Origin of the sequence: Anaerocolumna sedimenticola, assembly GCF_009931695.1 — a bacterium.
GTDB classification, from domain to species: domain Bacteria; phylum Bacillota; class Clostridia; order Lachnospirales; family Lachnospiraceae; genus Anaerocolumna; species Anaerocolumna sedimenticola.
This window is the reverse complement of the sequence record NZ_CP048000.1, coordinates 3,467,643-3,485,867: the sequence shown is the minus strand read 5'-3', so window position 1 is coordinate 3,485,867 and position 18,225 is coordinate 3,467,643. Positions and strand designations below refer to the sequence as shown.

The following is an 18,225-nucleotide window of genomic DNA, read 5'->3' as shown; positions in this document are numbered from 1 at the left end:
AGTATAATACTTTTATTGAAAAGTCAATCATTCAGATAATTATCTTATAAACGTAATTCAGATAATTCTCATATAAACAAAGGTTTTTCATAACATTTACCACTATGCTTTCCTACATATATCATCTTTGAAAATACTTTTAAAATATTTTTTCATATTAGTTCAAATAGTATATAAGTTTTTACAAGCGTTTATCAATAACATTTTTATCATATTTATCATCCATAATATTTTTACATTTATTATCTGCGTTATTTCTATAGAACTTAGCCTTGTATCATTTGTATAAATTCTTCTTCTGTTATAACCGGAATTCCAAGTTCCTTTGCTTTCTTATTTTTCGTGGAATTTGATAAATTATCGTTATTAATTAAATAGTCGGTTTTCGCAGTGACAGAGCCTGTTACTTTTCCGCCTTTTTGTTCAATCACTTCCTTTAATTCATTCCGGTTGGCATAATGTTCTACCGAACCGGTAATTACAAATGTCTTACCTTCTAACAGATTAACGCTGTCATCTTCAGCTACTTCAGACGGTTCAAATTGTATTTCCTTTAATAAATCATCGATGATAATCTGATTATTTTCGTTTCTGAAAAACCAGATAAAAGCATCTGCTATTACATCACCGATACCGGGTATCGTTAGCAATCTTTCTTTCTCTGCATTCCTTATTTCATTAAACTGATTTTTATATTCTCTGCAGATTAACTTTGCATTGGATAAACCGATATTCTGAATTCCTAAACTGTATAAGAATTTGGCAGTGGTCGTTGACCTTGCTTTTTCAATGGAAGAAATAAGATTCTTATAGGACTTTTCACCAAAGCCCTCCATTGTGACAATTTCATCCTTATATTTCTTGAGGTGAAATAAATCCGCTAATTCGTGTATCATCCCTTTTGCAATGAATTTTTCAATGGTTGCTTCCGATAACCCTTCCATGTTCATTGCATCCCGGCTTACAAAATGGGTAAATGATTTGATTTTCTTAGCCAGGCATTCTGAGTTGGTGCAAAATAAAGCTTTCACATCATTTACCTGTTTTACCTGCGCAGGATGCAAACAGACGGGACAGACCTTAGGTATGTCAATAAACCCGCTTCTGGTTAAATTATCCGCAATCTGCGGAATAATCATATTGGCTTTATAAACCTGAATGGTATCTCCTATCCCAAGTTCTAAAGCTTCCATAATACTGATATTATGAATACTTGCACGGCTTACCGTGGTTCCCTCCAACTCCACCGGATCAAATACAGCTATGGGATTAATAAGGCCGGTTCTGGATGCGCTCCACTCTATTTCCTTTAAGGTAGTTTCCCGAATTTCATCCACCCATTTAAAAGCGATGGAATCCCTTGGGAATTTCGCAGTAGTTCCAAGGGAAATTCCATAACTTATGTTATCATAGGTTAATACCAGACCGTCGGAAGGGAAATCATTACCAGCCACATGCTCAGCAAACCATTTGACCGTCTCTTCCAGATTATCTTCCGTAACGCTTTTATTTTCAACAATATCAAATCCTAAGCTTTTAAGCCACAGCAGCTGATTCTTTCTGGAATTATGAAATTCCACATCTCCTGCCGTGCTAACTAAACCAAAGGCGAAAAAATGTACCTTTCTGTTTGCCGTAATTTCATTATTTAACTGTCTTACACTTCCGCTGCAGAGATTTCTGGGATTCTTATATTTTGCTTCCACATCTTCAATTTCCGCATTGATTTTTTCAAAATCGGAGTATTTGATTACTGCTTCTCCACGAAGTACCATATCTCCCTTATAAGTTATATTAAGAGGTATATTTTTAAATACCCTGGCGTTATTCGTAATAACTTCACCGTATTCACCGTTTCCTCTGGTAACGGCACTGAACAACTTACCCTCTTTATATGTCAGGACGATGGTAAGTCCGTCCAGTTTCCACGATAACAGGCCGTCTTGACTATCGAGCCAGTCCTTTAACGTTGGAACCTCTTTTGTTTTATCCAGAGATAACATAGGCTTTTCATGTCTAACCTTTGGCAATTCGCTTAAAATCTCATAACCAACATGTATGGACGGACTGTTTGATAAAACAATTCCGGTCTCTTTTTCTAATTCCAATAGTTGGTCATACAGGGCATCATACTCAAAATTACTCATTATTTCCCTGTTTTCCTGATAATAAGCCTTACCGGCTTCATTTAAACGATTGACCAGTTCTTTCATTTGCTCCATTTTATCTTCCATTTTATTCCCGTTGCCATTACAAATACCTCAGGCAATCATATATTGATAGCCTATTGCGGCATTGCCAAAATAAACCTATTGAACAAACTAAAGTGAAAGAGTCTTAACACGGCATCCTTTCCTAATTATATTTTCTTTCACTCTTCCCCAAAAACTGTTAAGCAGTTTCTTTTTCACGCTTCCCTTCATAAATTCGTATAAGGGGTATCTCATACAATAGGGGAAGATCTATCCGTAGTAAAATCGTAATTTATCATTATTTACTTCCACGCGAAGTACTTTTATTTGATTTATTTAAAACCTTTGCTCTTGATTTGTACAAATTATTGCTTGAACCACCGTTTAAGTGATTTATTTTATTCTCTTTATTAACTTTTGAATAACCTTTTATATTACCCTTTGGATTTTCTCTTGGATTTTCTTTTGGTTTACCTTTTGTATTAATTTTTATTTTATTTTTTTGCAAGTTTTTCTTCTTGTTACTTTCTTTCCCGGTTGTTTCTTTATTTAATTTAGTAACCTCAGTACCTTTCTTATTGGTGCTTTTCTTTGATATATCTTTTTGGATTTTTTCCCGGTTTGATGCGGAAGTGGTCACATTCTTTTTATATGAATTACCAGGTGCTTTAAAATGTTTTACCTTTATACTTTTGTCTAAGGCATCATCCGATGCATCTTCTAATGAGTTCCATATATCATCCGGAGTATTAACGGATTTGCTGATTAATTCGTTTAATCCGGCAATTTCTTTCTCTGTAACATTACGATACCCACCAACCTGCAAATATCCTAAATTGATATTCATAATTCTGATTCTTTTCAGTGATAATACTTTATAATCAAAATACTCGCACATTCTTCTTATCTGCCGGTTTAATCCTTGGGTCAGTATGATCTGAAAAGTAAATTTATCTAAAGCTTTTATTGGACAGGGACGGGTAATCGTATCCAAAATAGGCACCCCGGCCGCCATACCTTTTAAAAATTCAGATGTAATCGCTTTATTAAGTGTTACTATATATTCCTTTTCATGGTTATTGCCGGCACGTAATATCTTATTTACGATATCGCCATCATTTGTTAGAAGAATTAATCCCTCAGAGTCTTTATCCAGTCTTCCAATCGGATAAATTCTCTTGGGATATTGAATAAAATCTATTATATTGTCTTTCTCTCTTTTATCCGTAGTACAAACAATACCCCTAGGTTTATGAAATGCAATGAGAACCAACGATTCATCTTTATCTACCGCTTTTCCATCCAATAAAATAACTTGGCCTTTTTGTATTTTAGACCCCATAACAGCTGTTACCCCGTCTATTGTAACCCTGCCTTCCGAGATATATTTATCTGCCTCTCTTCGGGAACACACACCTGCGTCACTTAAGTACTTATTTACTCTGATATCCGTATCGTTTGAAGTATTTTCAATTAATTTTTTCGTTCTTTTGGCCATATCCGTTCCTTCTCTGCGTTTTACGCCTGTACAAATTATATAAAATAGTTTGCACACTTCTTAAGTATTATAACAGTCCCAATTAAAAAGTACAAGCTAAAGCTTGCGTTTAAGAGAAAATATCAAATATATGTTCGTATAGAATTTATCTTTGCGGCATATCCCTTTTACGAAAAAAAATCTATCCCAATTTAAATTGGGATAGACGAATATACTTAAATTCTGATTGAATATTTTCAATACATAATTAAATGAATTTAACTTCTCATGTTAAATTAAAACTAACAGGTAAGATTAATTGTTCATTGTAACATTTTTAGCAGACTCTTCAAGCTTTGAGTAAAATTCATGCAGCTCTTTATCATCTGCTACGACTTTCTGCAATTTTTCATTAACATCATATATTAAATCCATAACTTCATCCGAATCACGCACTTCATCCAGATACTGTTTCGTTGTATTATCGATTTCACCTAAATAAATATAAAGCTTACCTTTCTCATTCATCTTTACATAGAATTCATTCATTGCTGGTGCCAATGCTTTTATGCTGCTAAATTTAACTTCATGGTACGCATAAACTATATAAGAGCCTTCCTCCGGTCCTTTCTTGGTATAACAGGTTACATTCTTATATGCTTCTATATACTTGGTTTTTCTTGCAATATCTTTCAAATCAATATAACTTATATCATTTACCAATGGTTTAAATTTATCAATTTTTTTGCTTAGCTTAGCGTTAAGATAGTTTTTAATCAATGTATTAATTTCTTTATGTGCATTCTTTTCCAATGGATCCGCTTGATCCACCGCCACATCGTCCTTGGTTTCCGGTACTTCCGTCGGAGTCGGTGTAGCTGATGGTAATAATGAAGCAGATTTTACGGAAGCATTGCTTATATCTGTATCTAAACTTGCTTCAACTTTAACCGCATCATCGCTTGAATTTTCTACTACTGTAGTGCTTTTATCAGATGGTCTGGTAATTGAAAATGTAACTAATCCGATTCCCATTGTACACATGGTGATCATTACTACCAATTTTTTATATTTAAGTTTCATTGTAATCTCCTTTATTTAGTAAACAGAGCCATTTCAAATATCTATTTCCTATAATAACAAATTTTTGAAAAAAAAGCAATACTATGTTTTTTCTTTTTGTAATATATTTAATAATTACGTAACAATTTGTGGGAGTTTTTGTCACAAAAATAAATATAAAAAACTTTAAAAAACATCTTGCCCATTTTCAACTTTTCATGTACAATATGTCTATGCATCTATAGCTCAGTGGATAGAGCAGAAGCTTCCGAAGCTTCGTGTCGGGGGTTCGAGTCCCTTTAGGTGCATTTTTTGTTATCAAAAAACCGGATGTGAAAATGCCTGAAAGTATTGATTTTACTGGTTTTATACAGCATGAACAACTGCTCCTATGGAATCCATTTTTACCGTTACGGTTCATTTTGGTTCGTTTAAAATCGTTTGTTTTGTAATCTTATTATAATCAGATTTATATAACATCTAATAACTCTAAAGCCTGTGTCTTCTGCTCTTTAATGATATGAATATACTTATTATAAGTTAAATTTATATCACTATGACCAAGAATTTCGGATACCACCTTAATATCTATTTTACCTGTTGATAAAGCCATAGATCCCATGGTATGTCTTAAACTATGTATACCGTGATGTTTATAATCATCACCCATTCCCTTTTTTAATACCCTATCAAGTGTTCTTTGTAAATTTCTCTCATTTACCATGGCGCCTTTGTCATTCGATACTACAAGATTAGTCTGTATATTATAATATTGATTATAATCCTGAATTTGTTTTAACGCATTAATAGCCGTATTGTTCAGCGGAATATATCTATCACCGTTAACTGTTTTAGTATCTGTGATGATTACTTTAGTTTTATTTTTACATCATTTTCATCCCTGTTTTTAATAATACTAACGCTCTTACTAACATGAAGTACTTTTTTATCAAAGTCAATATCACTAAATTCTAGGGCAAGAACTTCTTCACACCTTAATCCTGTATTTAATATTAAAACAAAAACCGGAGCATGTTTATGTTTTCTTGACTTTTTACATATTACATCATTAGTGATATCTTTAATAACACTAACTTCTTTATCTGTTAATATATCTATTTTTTTAGTCTTTACAGCCATTGAATTCTGTCTGGGCAATATTACTGCGTCACATGGATTTTTATGAATAACACCAACCAAAACAGCATGTTTAAAGCATGGTCTTAATAATTCAATTATTTTCTTAACACTAGAATATGATAAAGATTTACTCATTTTATTAATAAGTTTCTGTATATCATTTGACGTAATATTACCCATTTGATAGTATCCTATAGTGTCTTTTACATAATTGTTGAATACACTTTCAAGCCTATCATAGGATGCCGGTTTCAATGAATAGAATTTATAAGCTTTTAACCACCTCTCTATATATTCTGCAACAGTTAGTTTTGATACCTCATTAATACCCTTTGCTATTTCTTTCTTATACTCTTTTAACTTACGTTTACATTCTGGTTCGGTTTTTCCGCATAATGCTTTTATTTTAGGCTTTCCGTCAAGCGTTTTACCTATCTGTATACGTGCTACCCAACGACCATCTTTTTGCTTCGTTATACAGCCTTCACCATGTCCACGTTTTTTCTCCTATCTACTCATTCTTATTTATGCTTGGCAATCCTTGCTCCCATTTCAAAAGCCTTTTTACAGTCAAGTGGAAATATTTCTTCCAATCTTTTGGCCTTTTCATTTGCATCAAATAAAGTAGACACATATTTCCGAAAAACGCGTAAAAGCATGGGAAGCCACAAAGGCTTTCCTCGACGCCAAGCGCGGTATCGACGGTCTGGTTTCTGCCGAAGACACCACAACTTACGAGAAAATGGAAGCTGACGTGGTCGCCCTCGGCAAGGAAATCGACCGTCTGGTGAAGCAGGAAGCCCTTGACCGAGAGCTTACCAAGCCTCTGAACACTCCCCTCACAGGATAGAGCTTTCATTTACTATCTACGTTCTTGCCACACTCGTTACATCTCTGATGATGCTGGTCTATGATACCGCTGCATGATTGACAGCAAAACACTATCTTTGCTCCTGTAAAAAAGCATACATTGTCTCGCTTTGCATCCGAGCCATTTTGTATGAAATCTACATCATAATTTTGCCAATACCGTTGGTCAAGACTTCTTATTCGAGCACAAGGAAAGCTGCTACATTCAAAGCACCATTGGAAGCCTCGCTTAAAGGCACATTGTTTTTGACACAATTCCGGCAACTTTTTCAAGTGATTTTTTCAATCGGCGCTCGGCAGCCGGGACATGGCTTTTTGATGTCCAAATGTGTACGATACATGCAAGACAGTTTACTCCGCATGGCGCAATCATTCTCGCCTCTAACTTTTCTGGCATTCTCATAAAGCAAGCCCCCCATAATTCTCGAATTATAACTCATCTCTCACCGGAAAATTGGAATTTAGCTATTTCATTCTACTAATTGTTTCATCTAATGAAATACATTCTGCATATCTTCCATTCCACATAAATTCATTGTAATATTGATAGCTTTGTTCTGATGACATAAATTTATTATTAACTGTTGTATTTGCATATGCTGGAACTATCATATTAAATCCATGTTCAAATCCACATTTTATAGTAGCATCAATACAATAATCTGTTTGAAGCCCTACAATAATTATATCTTTTTCGCCATTATCTATTAAATACTCCAATAATCCAGTCCCTTTAAAAGCACTATTAACCTTTTTATCAAATATTTTTTCATCATTTATAGGTTGAAAATCTTCATATATTTCAAAGCCGTCATTTCCTTTTGTTAATTCATTTCCTATTCCATCATCATGACGTACATAAATTACTTCAATATTATTTGCCCTGGCCTCAAGTATTATTTCTTTAACATTAGATACAAACATATCATATTCATATAATCCTTCATTTGTTATCAACTTTTGTGTATCAACTACCAATAAAACCATTTTAATCTCCTTTTCAAATTGCTATTTATTGAGTTGTTTGGCATCTTTCTTATGTCACATTAAAATATTTGTACTGTAAGCTATCAAGATTTTTCAAATCGATTTTATCAACTTCCCGAAGTTCATATCCACTATGAAATAATTTTTGAGCTTCAGCAGAAATACATGGAATAACCCGACCTTCAAACACTGCAGTCGAAAACCATTTTGATTCAAACTCATACCAACCACCTTGTGGATCAGCCTGCCGAGCGCTTCCATCTTTATTTATTATTAATGGGTGTATATCTATATAGCTCAATTCAGGATGATATAACTCGATGCGAGAAGGACTCCAATCAACTACAATCTCATAACCTTTTTCTTTCAGTTTATTTAATAGAGTTTCCGTAAACTCTCCGTCAAAGTCAACGTCAATATCTCGATGTTCTCTGTTTTGTTTCCCAAGTAAAATATCTATTCCCCATCCACCATCTATCCAATATCTCATTTCCATACTATCTAATAAATCCAAAACTTCTATTAGGTTTTCCTTGGTCACGATTTCCTTCTTTTTCATAAAAATTCTCCATTCCGGCTGCCGCCGGCACAAATAGGAATGAAAAAGGTGTGCCGAGATAGCCTATCAAAAATAGTGTTTAAATCCATTTTTCTCGTAATAACTTGATACTATTTCTGTTGTTTGAACTAACCATTCCGAGTTTGGGAAATGCTCAATGCAGCATTTTAGTAATTCTTTGCCTATTCCCTTGTTTTGAAATTTCGGTAAAACATAAATTATAGATCTGAACATTTTATCGCTCAAAACCCTCACAGCCCCAATCAAGCGTTCATTTTCCCATGCTGAGATTACAAGAGTGGATTAATCAACGGAATATTATAATCCTTGAAGCCAATTTTCACAAAGTTTTGGCCAGATTGCTACCGTAGGTTCATCCTCACCTAATCCTAAACCATGGGGACCTTTGGAGAATATATGTAAATCAAATGGTAGATTTAGCTCATTTAGAGCTTGAGCAAAAAGTAAGTTTTGGCGCTGAAAATTCCAGTGATCGGTCGCTGTAATCCATAGAAAAGTCGGTGGTGTTTTCGCTGTAACATGTTTATGATTTGAAGTAAAGTCTATAAATTCATCCACTGTAATATCTTTTGTTAATAGAGAATCTGGGGGCAATTTTTCCTTAGAAAAGGGGGATGTCTCAGCATAACATAAAATAATCGCATTAAGTTTAGAACTCGTTTGATCAATCGGATCGTAAAAATCTGGTTCTCCCAAAAGCATCGACATAATTTGCGCATTTCGACTATCCGGTTCTATAATTCCATTATCAAAACGAGTTCCTATAAAAGCGGTGAGATAACCGCCAGCTGAAAATCCTATCATGCCGATCCGTTCCGGATCAATATTAAATTCTAGGGCATGATACCGAATATACCTAACCGCTCGTACTGCATCTTTGGTTGATGTAAATGGAGTAAAAGGAGCAACCCGATAATTTAAAACAAAAGCATTTATTCCTATTTGATTTAGCCATTTTGCAATTGGTTTTCCTTCATTAGACGCTCTAAATTGAAATGATCCACCCGGGCAAACAATAATTGCAGGGCGGGGTTTCCCCCCTTTTAATAAATAAGGAGTCAGGGTAGGTAACCCTTCGTTATTCAAGTCCCCAATAGTAGAAGTTAAGTCGGCATCAGGAACATTTTTTTCCCAAAGTTTTATATCTTTTAATCCCATCGATATTATCCTCCCATTTTAATCTGCGGCTCGGATGACCGCGGCTTTTCGCGATATATCATATAACAGTTTGCATTGCCGATGTGACTTAAAGCTGCATAAGGTTTCATGCAATTCAAGCAAGGTATGCTTTTTATTTCCATATTATTCTCCAATCTCCACACCTTTATCTCTAATTGATGCTAATTAATTTATTTATTATTTACTATTCAATCCTTTTAAGTAACCTATTTTACCACAGGTATCACTTCCCATATTTTTGGTAGGAAAATTATACCACATAGTAGATGCAATCAGATACCTCAAAATTCTTTGAGAAAGAAGAATGAGCCAAGATTAAAAGAGAATGTACCATCTCGAAATTTCTACACAGTACAAAAATAATGATTACAAAATATTATCTACAGCTTGAATTGAGTAATGACTTACTCAAAAACATAACTAACCATAGCGTATTACATATAATTCCAGAATACCAATACCATATGCTTTTTTTAAGCATACAATATACAGAAAAAATCGAAATAATCGTACCACTTAAATCAAAAATTGACAATCCGTAAAAACTCATACTAAATCCTTCCTTCTCAATTAATTAGTTCAAAATATAACCCTAACCACAAATGCATAAGCTTAAATAAAATGTTTCAAATACTTATTGATTTAGCCCTGTCCCCCCTTGTATCAAATGATTTACATTTGCGCCTTAGTATCTTATACTATTATTATAGAATTATATAAGTTAATGGAAAGTACGCACTTTTATGTAAAGTACTACCTTTAAGGAAAGTAGGGATACATTATGGACGATAAAAAATTCATTTGTCCAATGGAAAGTATCCTCTCCCGTCAAAACTTTAACTTATTTCACCAATAGCCATACTTCTTGAAATTTCAACGTTTTAAGTTCTGCAACAGGAATACGGCCTCTACATGCCTTGGGTGGTCAAAAAATGTCATACCCCTCTGGTATCCCCTTGGCGGCAGGGCATCCGAAAACTGAAGTTCAAGGGAACATAACGACTTCATTTAATATTAAAATAGTAAAGATCAGTAGAAACTACAATATTCCCCAGAATAAATTAATTTGAGCAGTAACTAAGTAAAGAAGTAATCCCATGGTAATCACCTTCATTATTTGTTTTGGAGACTGATATAAAACAAAAACCGTAGCTATCCAGAGTAATAATTCTAAAATACTTCTAATAGAAACATACCATAATCCAAATGCAAAAGCCTGTCTTGAAATAAACATAATTATTATGGATGAAATAGAAATAGCAATTATTCCTTTCCCCTTTGCATACCAACATATAAAAGCCATTAATGGTGAAATAACAGTCATAATAATCCAAATCATCGTATACGATTTGTGGAAAAAACCAGCTATCATAACGGTATATAAATAATAACTGCCTATCAAGCCTACAAAAAACAAAAATATATTTATGCCAGATCTAACTGGCGATTTACTATTCACAGATATTAGCACCGCCAGGAAAATCCAAACTCCCATACGAGAAAGGAAATTTCTTAAATCCAACACTTCAAGGAAATACGGTAATAAATTACTAGCGGTTTCATCAAATATTTTGGAAATTACGCCTAAAATAACTCCTATAACAAATATTAAAGTTGAATATACAAGTTTTCTTGATAGCGATATGTTTATAGGCCTTCGAATTTTATTCAAAAAATCTATCATTGGTTTATCAAGCAATTTTATTCTCACTCCTTTTTCTGAGCATAATCGCAATAAAGTTTAGATATTTTCCGCCACCGGCTTCCAATACCCTGCGGTCGCCAATGGCATAATTCATTATCCTGCTTCAGCCAGTCAGCCCAAACTTCATCATTGCTTTCCATCTCATGAACAGAAGTGACCTCCGCGTCACAGCTCACCGGATCACTCCAAAGATCAGTAGTATACACGGTAAAACCGTATTCCTTCGCCAGAAACACACTGGTTAATCCCTGAACGCTTCCAAAATCGCAGATAACCTCACCGTCAGAGATTTTGTGATCAAGCATAATCTTCTCCCTGTTTGATGGGATTCGGGCCCATGATTTTCGCCTATAATTCAGGTGTATTATATTTTCAGTAAAATAAGCCTATCCGTGATTGATAACACAGCATAATCACAATATATCAATGTTATTACATCGAACTGTTCTACATAATCAATTGTCAAGTAGTTTTGGTAATGGTACTCGATATTGCTTTTATTAAATAACGTTTGTTCCTTTGCATAAGCAATGGATCGTTTAGAAAAATCCACGCCTGTGACAGAATATCCAGCACTATTAAACCGCTCTGCATATAATCCGGGACCGCACCCTAAGTCAAGTAAAAACTTATATTGAGATGATGGTGCAATTTTTGTAATCCAATTTACTGATTTATCGAGAAATTCAGGTTTGCGGGTTGCCGCATCCCAATTTGGATTTAGGTGAGCTTCCAACATACCTTTAGAGATATGTTCATCATCCCAAAATTTATTGGTGCTTGGAGCATTTAACTGGGTTTAGTCGTATATTTTTTTAGTTCATTAAACATGGCTGCATCTCCTTTACAAATTTGCTTATTTTAAACGATAGTATATGGCCTTATCTCTTACCATCAGGGCCACAAACGGAAGTAATTCAGATTGAATGGAAAATTTGACCGATTTATCATTTCACTACATTACGCGGTTTGTTGTACATTGTCAAATAATGTTTTTAATCCCCAAATCGTATCTATCCCAATAAAGGAGAAATTTCCTTTGTATATAAAAGTGTCAGCTTATGCATAGCTCGTGTGCAGGCGATATAAAGTAAGCTTCTGTCATATTCCGTAAAATAAGTATTCTTGTCCACATAAGGGACTATGGCCTCATCAAATTCCAATCCCTTTGACATCTGTATGGATGTAATACATATACCATTTACAAAGTGGGTGCTTTCCGGCGAAATCAAATGCACATCATAATTATGCGATAGCTCAAAGTAAAGCAATTTCGCGTCATGGTTGGTCTTTGTAATGATCCCAAGAGAGGAATATGCTGTTTGGGAAAAGGTCTCAATTCCACTCTTTATACGCATAAGCTCGTCACGCTTATTCTGACATTTGATTAGTGCAGGGGTTTCTCCATGACGTTCTATAGCTTCTATCGTTCCTGTACACTTGATCTGCTTGGCAAAAGAGATAATCTCATAGGTGGAGCGATAGCTTTTTGATAATTCAACGAATTCAACATCATCATATAGTAGCTGTATATCATCTAATGTGTGTAAATGATTGGGGTTGATAAATTGATCGAAATCCCCCAAAATGGTTTTTTTGCATTTGAACAGCAGATTGATTACCGCGTATTGGATAGGGGTATAATCCTGCATTTCATCAATAACCAAATGTCGAATTATGCTACTCTCCTTTAATCCCTCGTATGCGGTGTGAAGATAAATAAAAGGAAAAACATCAACCCACTCCAAGGTTTTCTTTGCAGGCATGACAAGCATCTCCGGCCTCTCAATATGATTATAGAATTCCTTATAAAGAGATAGCGTATCTTTCACCTTCAACATTTTGCTTAACGCCTTCTGAATGGTTCTGCTTTTCGGTATATCCTCTTCCATGTAATTATCAGTATCAAAACGGTCAAAAATATCATTTGCTACCATCTGCAAACGTCGTTTGACAGGATATTTGCTATAAGCATCAAAACGCGCGCTTATCGTATCTGCCTTTACGGTGAAGCGTCCATAAGTATAATCAACAGGTTCAAAAACTATGCCGGGCATTTGGGCAATAAAGCTATCCATTTGCTTAACAAAATCCAATGTAGACTTAAAGCGTACACGTTCTGCCCATGCTCCGTCATTTGTTTCTATGGGGTCTTTGTCTGCTTCAAAATCAACGACACCCTCCAATTGCACTTTGGCAATATCCGCAAAACTCAGTTCATAAATAGGCTCTTCACCAAGCTCCGGCAGAACATTTGAAATATAATCCCCAAAAACCTTGTTTGGTGACAATATCGTTACGTTTTTTGCGGATAAACTGTCTTTGAAGCGATACAGCAAAAAGGCAATTCGATGAAGGGCAATAGAGGTTTTCCCGGAACCAGCAACTCCCTGAATGATAAGTGTACCTGCTTTTTCATTTCTAATGATTTGGTTTTGCTCTTTCTGAATGGTGGCAATAATGGATTTCATCTTTTCATCAGAAGTATGGCTCAATTCCTGTTGTAGAATATCATCTTGGATGTTGACAGAGCTTTCAAGAGCATATTCCAATTTTCCATCTTTAATCTTGAATTGCCGTTTACGGGTTAAAGCTCCTTCTATTCTCCCTTGGGGAGCGTCAAAGCCTGCCGGGCCAATCTCATAATCATAAAACATACTGGCAATAGGAGCGCGCCAATCGAATATCAGCAATTCATTTCCATGACTGAATGAAAATCGACCAATGTAGTAAGCTGTTGATTCTGCGGCGTTGGCCTCCCGAAAGTCTATGCGGGAAAAATAAGGCGACTCTTTCAGCTTAGCAATTTTATCCCGTATGCCTACCGCAAATGCCCCGGAATTATCAATCCGGTTTAATGCCAACTCATTTTGGAACATTTCATGCGGGTCTATTTCACCGCGATTTTCCACCATGTAGCGCTTAAACTCCATGTATTCTTCATCAAGTCGATCAACATCGGCATCAGCTTTTCTCAAAGCATCATCCAGTTTATGATTTATTTCTTCAAGATGGAGTATTTCATCTGGAAAAGGGATGCTGCTATTTATATCTTGACTGCTCCGGTTAAGTTTCTGTCGTGTACTCATTTACTTTCTCCTTTGGCAAAACAAATCGTTGTGTAGGATAATCGAACTCGACCAGCAACTCGGCCTCCGCAAATCCTAAATCCATAATCGCTTTACGATGTCCGGTATCCGCTTTATCGCCCTCTCTATATGTGGTAATACTAATCTTCATTCCTTTTAACAATTCTCTCATTACCTTATCAAGAAAGGCTTGGGGAATTCCCTTTTTACGGTAGAGTGGGTGTGTCCCCAAAAAGTCAATGCTTCCAGTTTTATAAGAAAAAAGCATGGCTCCAATTGCAATCTCATTATCTTTTAATATCAACGCCTGTTTGGTTTTGATTCGCTGTTTTAATACCTGTATATATTCATCTTCATGCAAATGTGGGAAGCCATCAATGACAAGCCGAACCAGAACCATCCAACAGGATATGTCCTCTTCTGATGCATAATCAATATCCCATTGAATATTTTCTTCATTATCAAGCATATCGTACCCTCCCTCAAATTCAAATTTTGCTTGTAGCGGATAGAATTTTTCATTATCCCGATACTTGCTGGGAGGCTGCTTATACATGGCAGTAAAAATATTTGTAAACGCCTGTTGGCTTTCGTATCCCGCAATCAGAGCAATATCAAGAATTGGCTTATTTGAAAAAACCAATAGCTTCGCGGCCTCGGTTAGTTTCCTGCGCTGAACATACTCATGAATGGTAAGTCCAATAGTGTTTGTGAACATTCGGTGGAGATGATATTTTGAATAATGAATCGCGTTTGCTATAATATCCAAATCAATTTTTTCAGTTAAATGGGCTTCAATATAATCAATGGCTAATGCCACATTTTTAATGCTGTTATTTATCATTTCGTTTTGCCTCCTTTCGATTGATGCTATGCGGATATATCATAGTATACCAAAATCAAGCAACCCAATTTTGATTATTCTTGCTATTTTGAAACGAGAAGCCATTCACTAAAGAAAACCTTTTCTGGATTCCCACTAGACGGAGAACAGAGGCCCACCCTCTGTTTGGAGAGGACAGGCTCTGCGGGGTTTCCCTACACCAGACGAAACAATCAATGCAACGGTCTGACCCTTTGGATATAGGGTAAAATCTGACTGCACCATCTTGTTCTATTACGGAATTCACCAAACTATCTACCCCAACGGCAACGGTTTTACCGCTGCTATTTTTTCCGCTATATTTTCACATCATCTGCTTTTGTCAGCACCACTACGTGTCTATATTCGTTGCTAAGACCTGTTCTTTATATAAGGTTCCCGCCGCTTTACGAATGAACATGCTTTTTCTCGTTAAGACATGATGAATGATAGCATGACCGCTGTTTTCCCGGCGGTCATGCATTACAAAATTACCAACGGCAGGAAAATCCGAAACGTTTTGAGCCTCATATCGGAATTTGCCGGAGATTTCTGCAAGATACCCTCCGCGTTCACACATCACGCGATAAAGCCCTTTTTCCTGTGACAATATCCTGTCGACGGTAAGTCCGGGAAAGCCTGCGGTCAAAGCAGCGAAACGATCGGAAAAACAAGGGGCAGTCATATGAATCCTACTCATTATCAACTCTCCTTTGATGGACCCTCAACCAAATTTTGCTTTGTAAACTGGTCAATATGCGCAGTTAAAAACCTGATATTTTCTTCTCTGCCAGAAGTTGCGTCTGAAATGCTTATTAACTGATAAAGCGGAGCATAAAAATATGTAATCATAACATCATCGTTATCATCAATGAAAAAATTACAACATGTGCTTGACATTATAGTTATATTTTGTTATTATCTACTCACCAACCATTTGGTTGTTAATTTTAATTTGGAGGTCTACTTTATGGGGCAGGGAGCTTTAACAAAGGAAAGAATCTTTCAGGCAGCACTGAAGGCCTTTGCTTTGCATGGATATGAAGGTGCACGTATGGATAAGATAGCTGCCGAAGTCGATATTAATAAAGCTACTCTTTACTTTCATTTTAAAAGTAAGGAAGATATCTTACGAGAACTTTTTCAGGATATTGTACTGAAATACCGAGATAAGATGAATGCAATCGTTACAGGATGCAAGGATATGCCATGCAAGGAGCGATTAAAAACAATATATCGTGAATATCTGGAATACAATTTGGATAATGCTGAAATGGATTTTTGGAATCGGATATACTACTTACCCCCTACCAATCTAAGAGAAGAAATCATATCGATTACTTCAGAAAGCAAGAAAGAATTTGTTGCAAATCTGGCCTGTATCATGGAGGAAGGTATAAAACAAAAGGAGCTTCAGCAAATGAATCCAAGTCATATGGCGTATACATTTTACAATATATTAACCTGCATCGATTTATCATCAGGATTGATGAGTAAAGAACAGGCTCTCCTAGAAATGGATAACTGTTTTGAAGTTTTATGGAATGGAATAAAAGGTATGTAAGTATCTTTTATTTTATTACTACTATTCAACCAACTAGTTGGTTATTATAATTAGAATCTGAAACTCTTACAAAACAAGGGGCAGAGATTCTGAGAAATTATTATATAGAGGAGGATATTCATATGGAACAAAGAGTTTTAGGAAAATCAGGTATTAAGGTAAGCCCTATGGGCATAGGTTGTTGGGCAATCGGAGGTCAATTTTATATGGACAGTAAAATTGATGGTTATGGTGAGACCGACGATAATATGTCAATTGCAGCTATCCAGACTGCACTGGATTTAGGTATTAATTTTATAGACACCTCGGATGCCTATGGTATTGGACATAGTGAAAGGTTAATCGGAGAAGCTATTAAAGGCCGTAGATCTCAGATTGTCCTCGCCACAAAGTTTGGTTACATAGGTAGTGAAGCGACAAAAACTCTTCATGGTTACAACGTAACTCCGGATTACATTGAAAGGGCCTGCGAGGCTTCACTGAAACGTCTCCAGACAGACTATATTGACCTCTATCAGCTTCATGTATGGGAAATTGGACTCTCAGAGATTGATTCTGTAATCGAAACCTTGGATAAACTCGTCTCCAAAGGGAAAATCAGGACTTATGGCTGGAGTACAGATTTAACAAGCGGTACCAAAATATTCGCAGAGCAACAAAACTGTAGTGCCATCCAGCAACAATTGAATATTCTTGGTGGTAACGAGGAAATTCTTCAGTTATGTGAAGAAAAAAGACTTGCCAGTATTAATCGGAGTCCTTTAGCAATGGGCTTTTTAAGCGGTAAACATAAAAGGGACACCATGATATCCAAGAACGATATCCGCGGAGCTGGTCATGCATGGACTGAAGCAATATACAAGGATGGTAAACCAAATCCCGCTGCTTATGATAAACTGGAGGCTATCCGTGATATTTTAACTATTGGAGGAAGGACTCTGGTTCAAGGGTCACTCGCCTGGATTTGGGCAAAAAGTGGTGTTACCATCCCGATTCCGGGTTTCAAAACCGTAAAACAGATAAAAGAAAACGCTAAAGCCATGGATTGGGGTCCACTTTCACAAGATCAGATGATGAAAATAGACAAAATTTTAAGGAGTATGGATTAATTTTGTTTTAAACTATAGAAAAGATATGTCAAATATAAATGATAAAATTAAGGGTTTATTCTTTTGAATAAATCAATGAGTAATCAAGGCAAAAATCAGTACTATAGTCTCTACCCTAGATATATTTTATATTTCAAGTTTTACTCCAAGAATAAAAATAAGGCTTTCAGCCAATCAGTAATTTTTGATTTTATCACTACATTAAAACGCCCTTTGATATGTTTCCACAAACACATATCAAAGGGCTAAATATGTCGTTGAGGAAACATATCAACGGCTTTTGGTTTTGGTAACATATCAACATATGGCTGCTATCGGTAACATATTAACATGTATTAGCTGTATAGATTTTAGAAGCCTACTTCCTGTATTGCTAACACAAGGTTTCTTGCATATATTTCCGAGCCAA

Annotated in this window: 18 protein-coding genes, 1 tRNA gene and 1 pseudogene; 4 read left to right on the top strand and 16 right to left on the bottom strand. The window is 35.6% G+C overall.

All coding sequences use genetic code 11. From position 1 onward, the window contains the following. Nucleotides 1-266: 266 nt before the first annotated feature. The 3 genes from ligA to Ana3638_RS15365 all read right to left on the bottom strand — a co-directional run bounded on the left by ligA (nucleotide 267) and on the right by Ana3638_RS15365 (nucleotide 4,752). Nucleotides 267-2,234 carry an NAD-dependent DNA ligase LigA gene (gene ligA / locus Ana3638_RS15375; RefSeq protein ID WP_161838824.1) on the bottom strand — a complete coding sequence of 656 codons (1,968 nt, stop codon included), beginning with the start codon at nucleotides 2,232-2,234 and terminating at the stop codon, nucleotides 267-269. Between the two features lie 256 nt (nucleotides 2,235-2,490). Next, on the bottom strand, nucleotides 2,491-3,690 hold the full coding sequence (rluF, locus tag Ana3638_RS15370) for a 23S rRNA pseudouridine(2604) synthase RluF (protein WP_161838823.1): 1,200 nt from the start codon (nucleotides 3,688-3,690) through the stop codon (nucleotides 2,491-2,493). A 294-nt stretch (nucleotides 3,691-3,984) separates the two neighbouring features. Then, nucleotides 3,985-4,752, bottom strand: coding sequence for a hypothetical protein (locus tag Ana3638_RS15365; RefSeq protein WP_161838822.1), 768 nt, complete (start codon nucleotides 4,750-4,752; stop codon nucleotides 3,985-3,987). Between the two features lie 214 nt (nucleotides 4,753-4,966). Here Ana3638_RS15365 and Ana3638_RS15360 point away from each other — a divergent pair. Beyond that, nucleotides 4,967-5,039 (top strand) — tRNA-Arg (locus Ana3638_RS15360). A 161-nt stretch (nucleotides 5,040-5,200) separates the two neighbouring features. Here the strand turns inward: Ana3638_RS15360 and Ana3638_RS25755 are convergent. Both Ana3638_RS25755 and Ana3638_RS25750 read right to left on the bottom strand, forming a co-directional pair. Beyond that, nucleotides 5,201-5,554: a tyrosine-type recombinase/integrase gene (locus Ana3638_RS25755; RefSeq protein WP_281352947.1), complete on the bottom strand. Its 354-nt coding sequence runs from the start codon at nucleotides 5,552-5,554 to the stop codon at nucleotides 5,201-5,203. A gap of 44 nt (nucleotides 5,555-5,598) precedes the next feature. Continuing rightward, the gene (locus Ana3638_RS25750; protein WP_281352946.1) at nucleotides 5,599-6,198 is read right to left on the bottom strand and encodes a tyrosine-type recombinase/integrase; all 600 of its coding nucleotides are present in this window, start codon (nucleotides 6,196-6,198) and stop codon (nucleotides 5,599-5,601) included. 307 nt (nucleotides 6,199-6,505) lie between these two features. On the opposite strand from Ana3638_RS25750, the pseudogene Ana3638_RS26810 reads away from it, so the two are divergent. Then, nucleotides 6,506-6,715: pseudogene (locus Ana3638_RS26810) on the top strand (phage major capsid protein); the annotation flags it as partial. Nucleotides 6,716-6,970: 255 nt separating this feature from the next. On the opposite strand, the gene Ana3638_RS15340 reads toward Ana3638_RS26810, so the two are convergent. The 11 genes from Ana3638_RS15340 to Ana3638_RS15290 all read right to left on the bottom strand — a co-directional run bounded on the left by Ana3638_RS15340 (nucleotide 6,971) and on the right by Ana3638_RS15290 (nucleotide 15,843). Further along, nucleotides 6,971-7,144 (bottom strand): hypothetical protein, encoded by a 174-nt coding sequence (locus Ana3638_RS15340; protein ID WP_161838820.1) that lies wholly within the window; start codon nucleotides 7,142-7,144, stop codon nucleotides 6,971-6,973. 62 nt (nucleotides 7,145-7,206) lie between these two features. Beyond that, nucleotides 7,207-7,728: a cysteine hydrolase family protein gene (locus Ana3638_RS15335; protein WP_161838819.1), complete on the bottom strand. Its 522-nt coding sequence runs from the start codon at nucleotides 7,726-7,728 to the stop codon at nucleotides 7,207-7,209. 49 nt (nucleotides 7,729-7,777) lie between these two features. Beyond that, the gene (locus Ana3638_RS15330) at nucleotides 7,778-8,287 is read right to left on the bottom strand and encodes a nucleotidyltransferase domain-containing protein (protein WP_161838818.1); all 510 of its coding nucleotides are present in this window, start codon (nucleotides 8,285-8,287) and stop codon (nucleotides 7,778-7,780) included. A gap of 66 nt (nucleotides 8,288-8,353) precedes the next feature. Next, on the bottom strand, nucleotides 8,354-8,578 hold the full coding sequence (locus Ana3638_RS27095; protein ID WP_408609525.1) for a GNAT family N-acetyltransferase: 225 nt from the start codon (nucleotides 8,576-8,578) through the stop codon (nucleotides 8,354-8,356). A gap of 27 nt (nucleotides 8,579-8,605) precedes the next feature. Continuing rightward, nucleotides 8,606-9,466 carry an alpha/beta hydrolase gene (locus Ana3638_RS15320; RefSeq protein WP_161838816.1) on the bottom strand — a complete coding sequence of 287 codons (861 nt, stop codon included), beginning with the start codon at nucleotides 9,464-9,466 and terminating at the stop codon, nucleotides 8,606-8,608. Between the two features lie 1,060 nt (nucleotides 9,467-10,526). After that, the gene (locus tag Ana3638_RS15315) at nucleotides 10,527-11,186 is read right to left on the bottom strand and encodes a hypothetical protein (protein WP_161838815.1); all 660 of its coding nucleotides are present in this window, start codon (nucleotides 11,184-11,186) and stop codon (nucleotides 10,527-10,529) included. Nucleotides 11,187-11,194: 8 nt separating this feature from the next. After that, the gene (locus Ana3638_RS15310; RefSeq protein ID WP_246240259.1) at nucleotides 11,195-11,497 is read right to left on the bottom strand and encodes a hypothetical protein; all 303 of its coding nucleotides are present in this window, start codon (nucleotides 11,495-11,497) and stop codon (nucleotides 11,195-11,197) included. 59 nt (nucleotides 11,498-11,556) lie between these two features. Beyond that, entirely contained in the window at nucleotides 11,557-11,931 is a 375-nt protein-coding gene (locus tag Ana3638_RS27090) for a class I SAM-dependent methyltransferase (RefSeq protein WP_246240257.1), read from the bottom strand. Between the two features lie 274 nt (nucleotides 11,932-12,205). Continuing rightward, nucleotides 12,206-14,281, bottom strand: coding sequence for a HelD family protein (locus Ana3638_RS15300; RefSeq protein WP_161838814.1), 2,076 nt, complete (start codon nucleotides 14,279-14,281; stop codon nucleotides 12,206-12,208). Next, nucleotides 14,259-15,125, bottom strand: coding sequence for a helix-turn-helix domain-containing protein (locus Ana3638_RS15295; protein ID WP_161838813.1), 867 nt, complete (start codon nucleotides 15,123-15,125; stop codon nucleotides 14,259-14,261). The genes Ana3638_RS15300 and Ana3638_RS15295 overlap by 23 nt, the downstream gene beginning before the upstream one ends. A 370-nt stretch (nucleotides 15,126-15,495) precedes the next feature. Continuing rightward, complete coding sequence (locus tag Ana3638_RS15290; RefSeq protein ID WP_161838812.1) at nucleotides 15,496-15,843, bottom strand: ribosome small subunit-dependent GTPase A; 348 nt, start codon at nucleotides 15,841-15,843, stop codon at nucleotides 15,496-15,498. Nucleotides 15,844-16,113: 270 nt separating this feature from the next. Here Ana3638_RS15290 and Ana3638_RS15285 point away from each other — a divergent pair, with 270 nt between their 5' ends. Both Ana3638_RS15285 and Ana3638_RS15280 read left to right on the top strand, forming a co-directional pair. Then, nucleotides 16,114-16,707: a TetR/AcrR family transcriptional regulator gene (locus tag Ana3638_RS15285; protein WP_161838811.1), complete on the top strand. Its 594-nt coding sequence runs from the start codon at nucleotides 16,114-16,116 to the stop codon at nucleotides 16,705-16,707. 122 nt (nucleotides 16,708-16,829) lie between these two features. Continuing rightward, entirely contained in the window at nucleotides 16,830-17,816 is a 987-nt protein-coding gene (locus Ana3638_RS15280) for an aldo/keto reductase (RefSeq protein WP_161838810.1), read from the top strand. Nucleotides 17,817-18,225: the final 409 nt, after the last annotated feature.

Coding starts and splice junctions, on each gene's coding strand:
- Ana3638_RS15335 (WP_161838819.1), bottom strand. CDS start 7,728: ATGGTTTTATTGGTAGTTGATACACAAAAGTTGATAACAAATGAAGGA.
- Ana3638_RS15365 (WP_161838822.1), bottom strand. CDS start 4,752: ATGAAACTTAAATATAAAAAATTGGTAGTAATGATCACCATGTGTACA.
- Ana3638_RS15280 (WP_161838810.1), top strand. CDS start 16,830: ATGGAACAAAGAGTTTTAGGAAAATCAGGTATTAAGGTAAGCCCTATG.
- Ana3638_RS27090 (WP_246240257.1), bottom strand. CDS start 11,931: ATGTTGGAAGCTCACCTAAATCCAAATTGGGATGCGGCAACCCGCAAA.
- Ana3638_RS15310 (WP_246240259.1), bottom strand. CDS start 11,497: ATGCTTGATCACAAAATCTCTGACGGTGAGGTTATCTGCGATTTTGGA.
- Ana3638_RS15340 (WP_161838820.1), bottom strand. CDS start 7,144: ATGAGAATGCCAGAAAAGTTAGAGGCGAGAATGATTGCGCCATGCGGA.
- Ana3638_RS15320 (WP_161838816.1), bottom strand. CDS start 9,466: ATGGGATTAAAAGATATAAAACTTTGGGAAAAAAATGTTCCTGATGCC.
- Ana3638_RS15285 (WP_161838811.1), top strand. CDS start 16,114: ATGGGGCAGGGAGCTTTAACAAAGGAAAGAATCTTTCAGGCAGCACTG.
- Ana3638_RS15290 (WP_161838812.1), bottom strand. CDS start 15,843: ATGAGTAGGATTCATATGACTGCCCCTTGTTTTTCCGATCGTTTCGCT.
- Ana3638_RS15295 (WP_161838813.1), bottom strand. CDS start 15,125: ATGATAAATAACAGCATTAAAAATGTGGCATTAGCCATTGATTATATT.
- rluF (WP_161838823.1), bottom strand. CDS start 3,690: ATGGCCAAAAGAACGAAAAAATTAATTGAAAATACTTCAAACGATACG.
- Ana3638_RS15300 (WP_161838814.1), bottom strand. CDS start 14,281: ATGAGTACACGACAGAAACTTAACCGGAGCAGTCAAGATATAAATAGC.
- ligA (WP_161838824.1), bottom strand. CDS start 2,234: ATGGAAGATAAAATGGAGCAAATGAAAGAACTGGTCAATCGTTTAAAT.
- Ana3638_RS15330 (WP_161838818.1), bottom strand. CDS start 8,287: ATGAAAAAGAAGGAAATCGTGACCAAGGAAAACCTAATAGAAGTTTTG.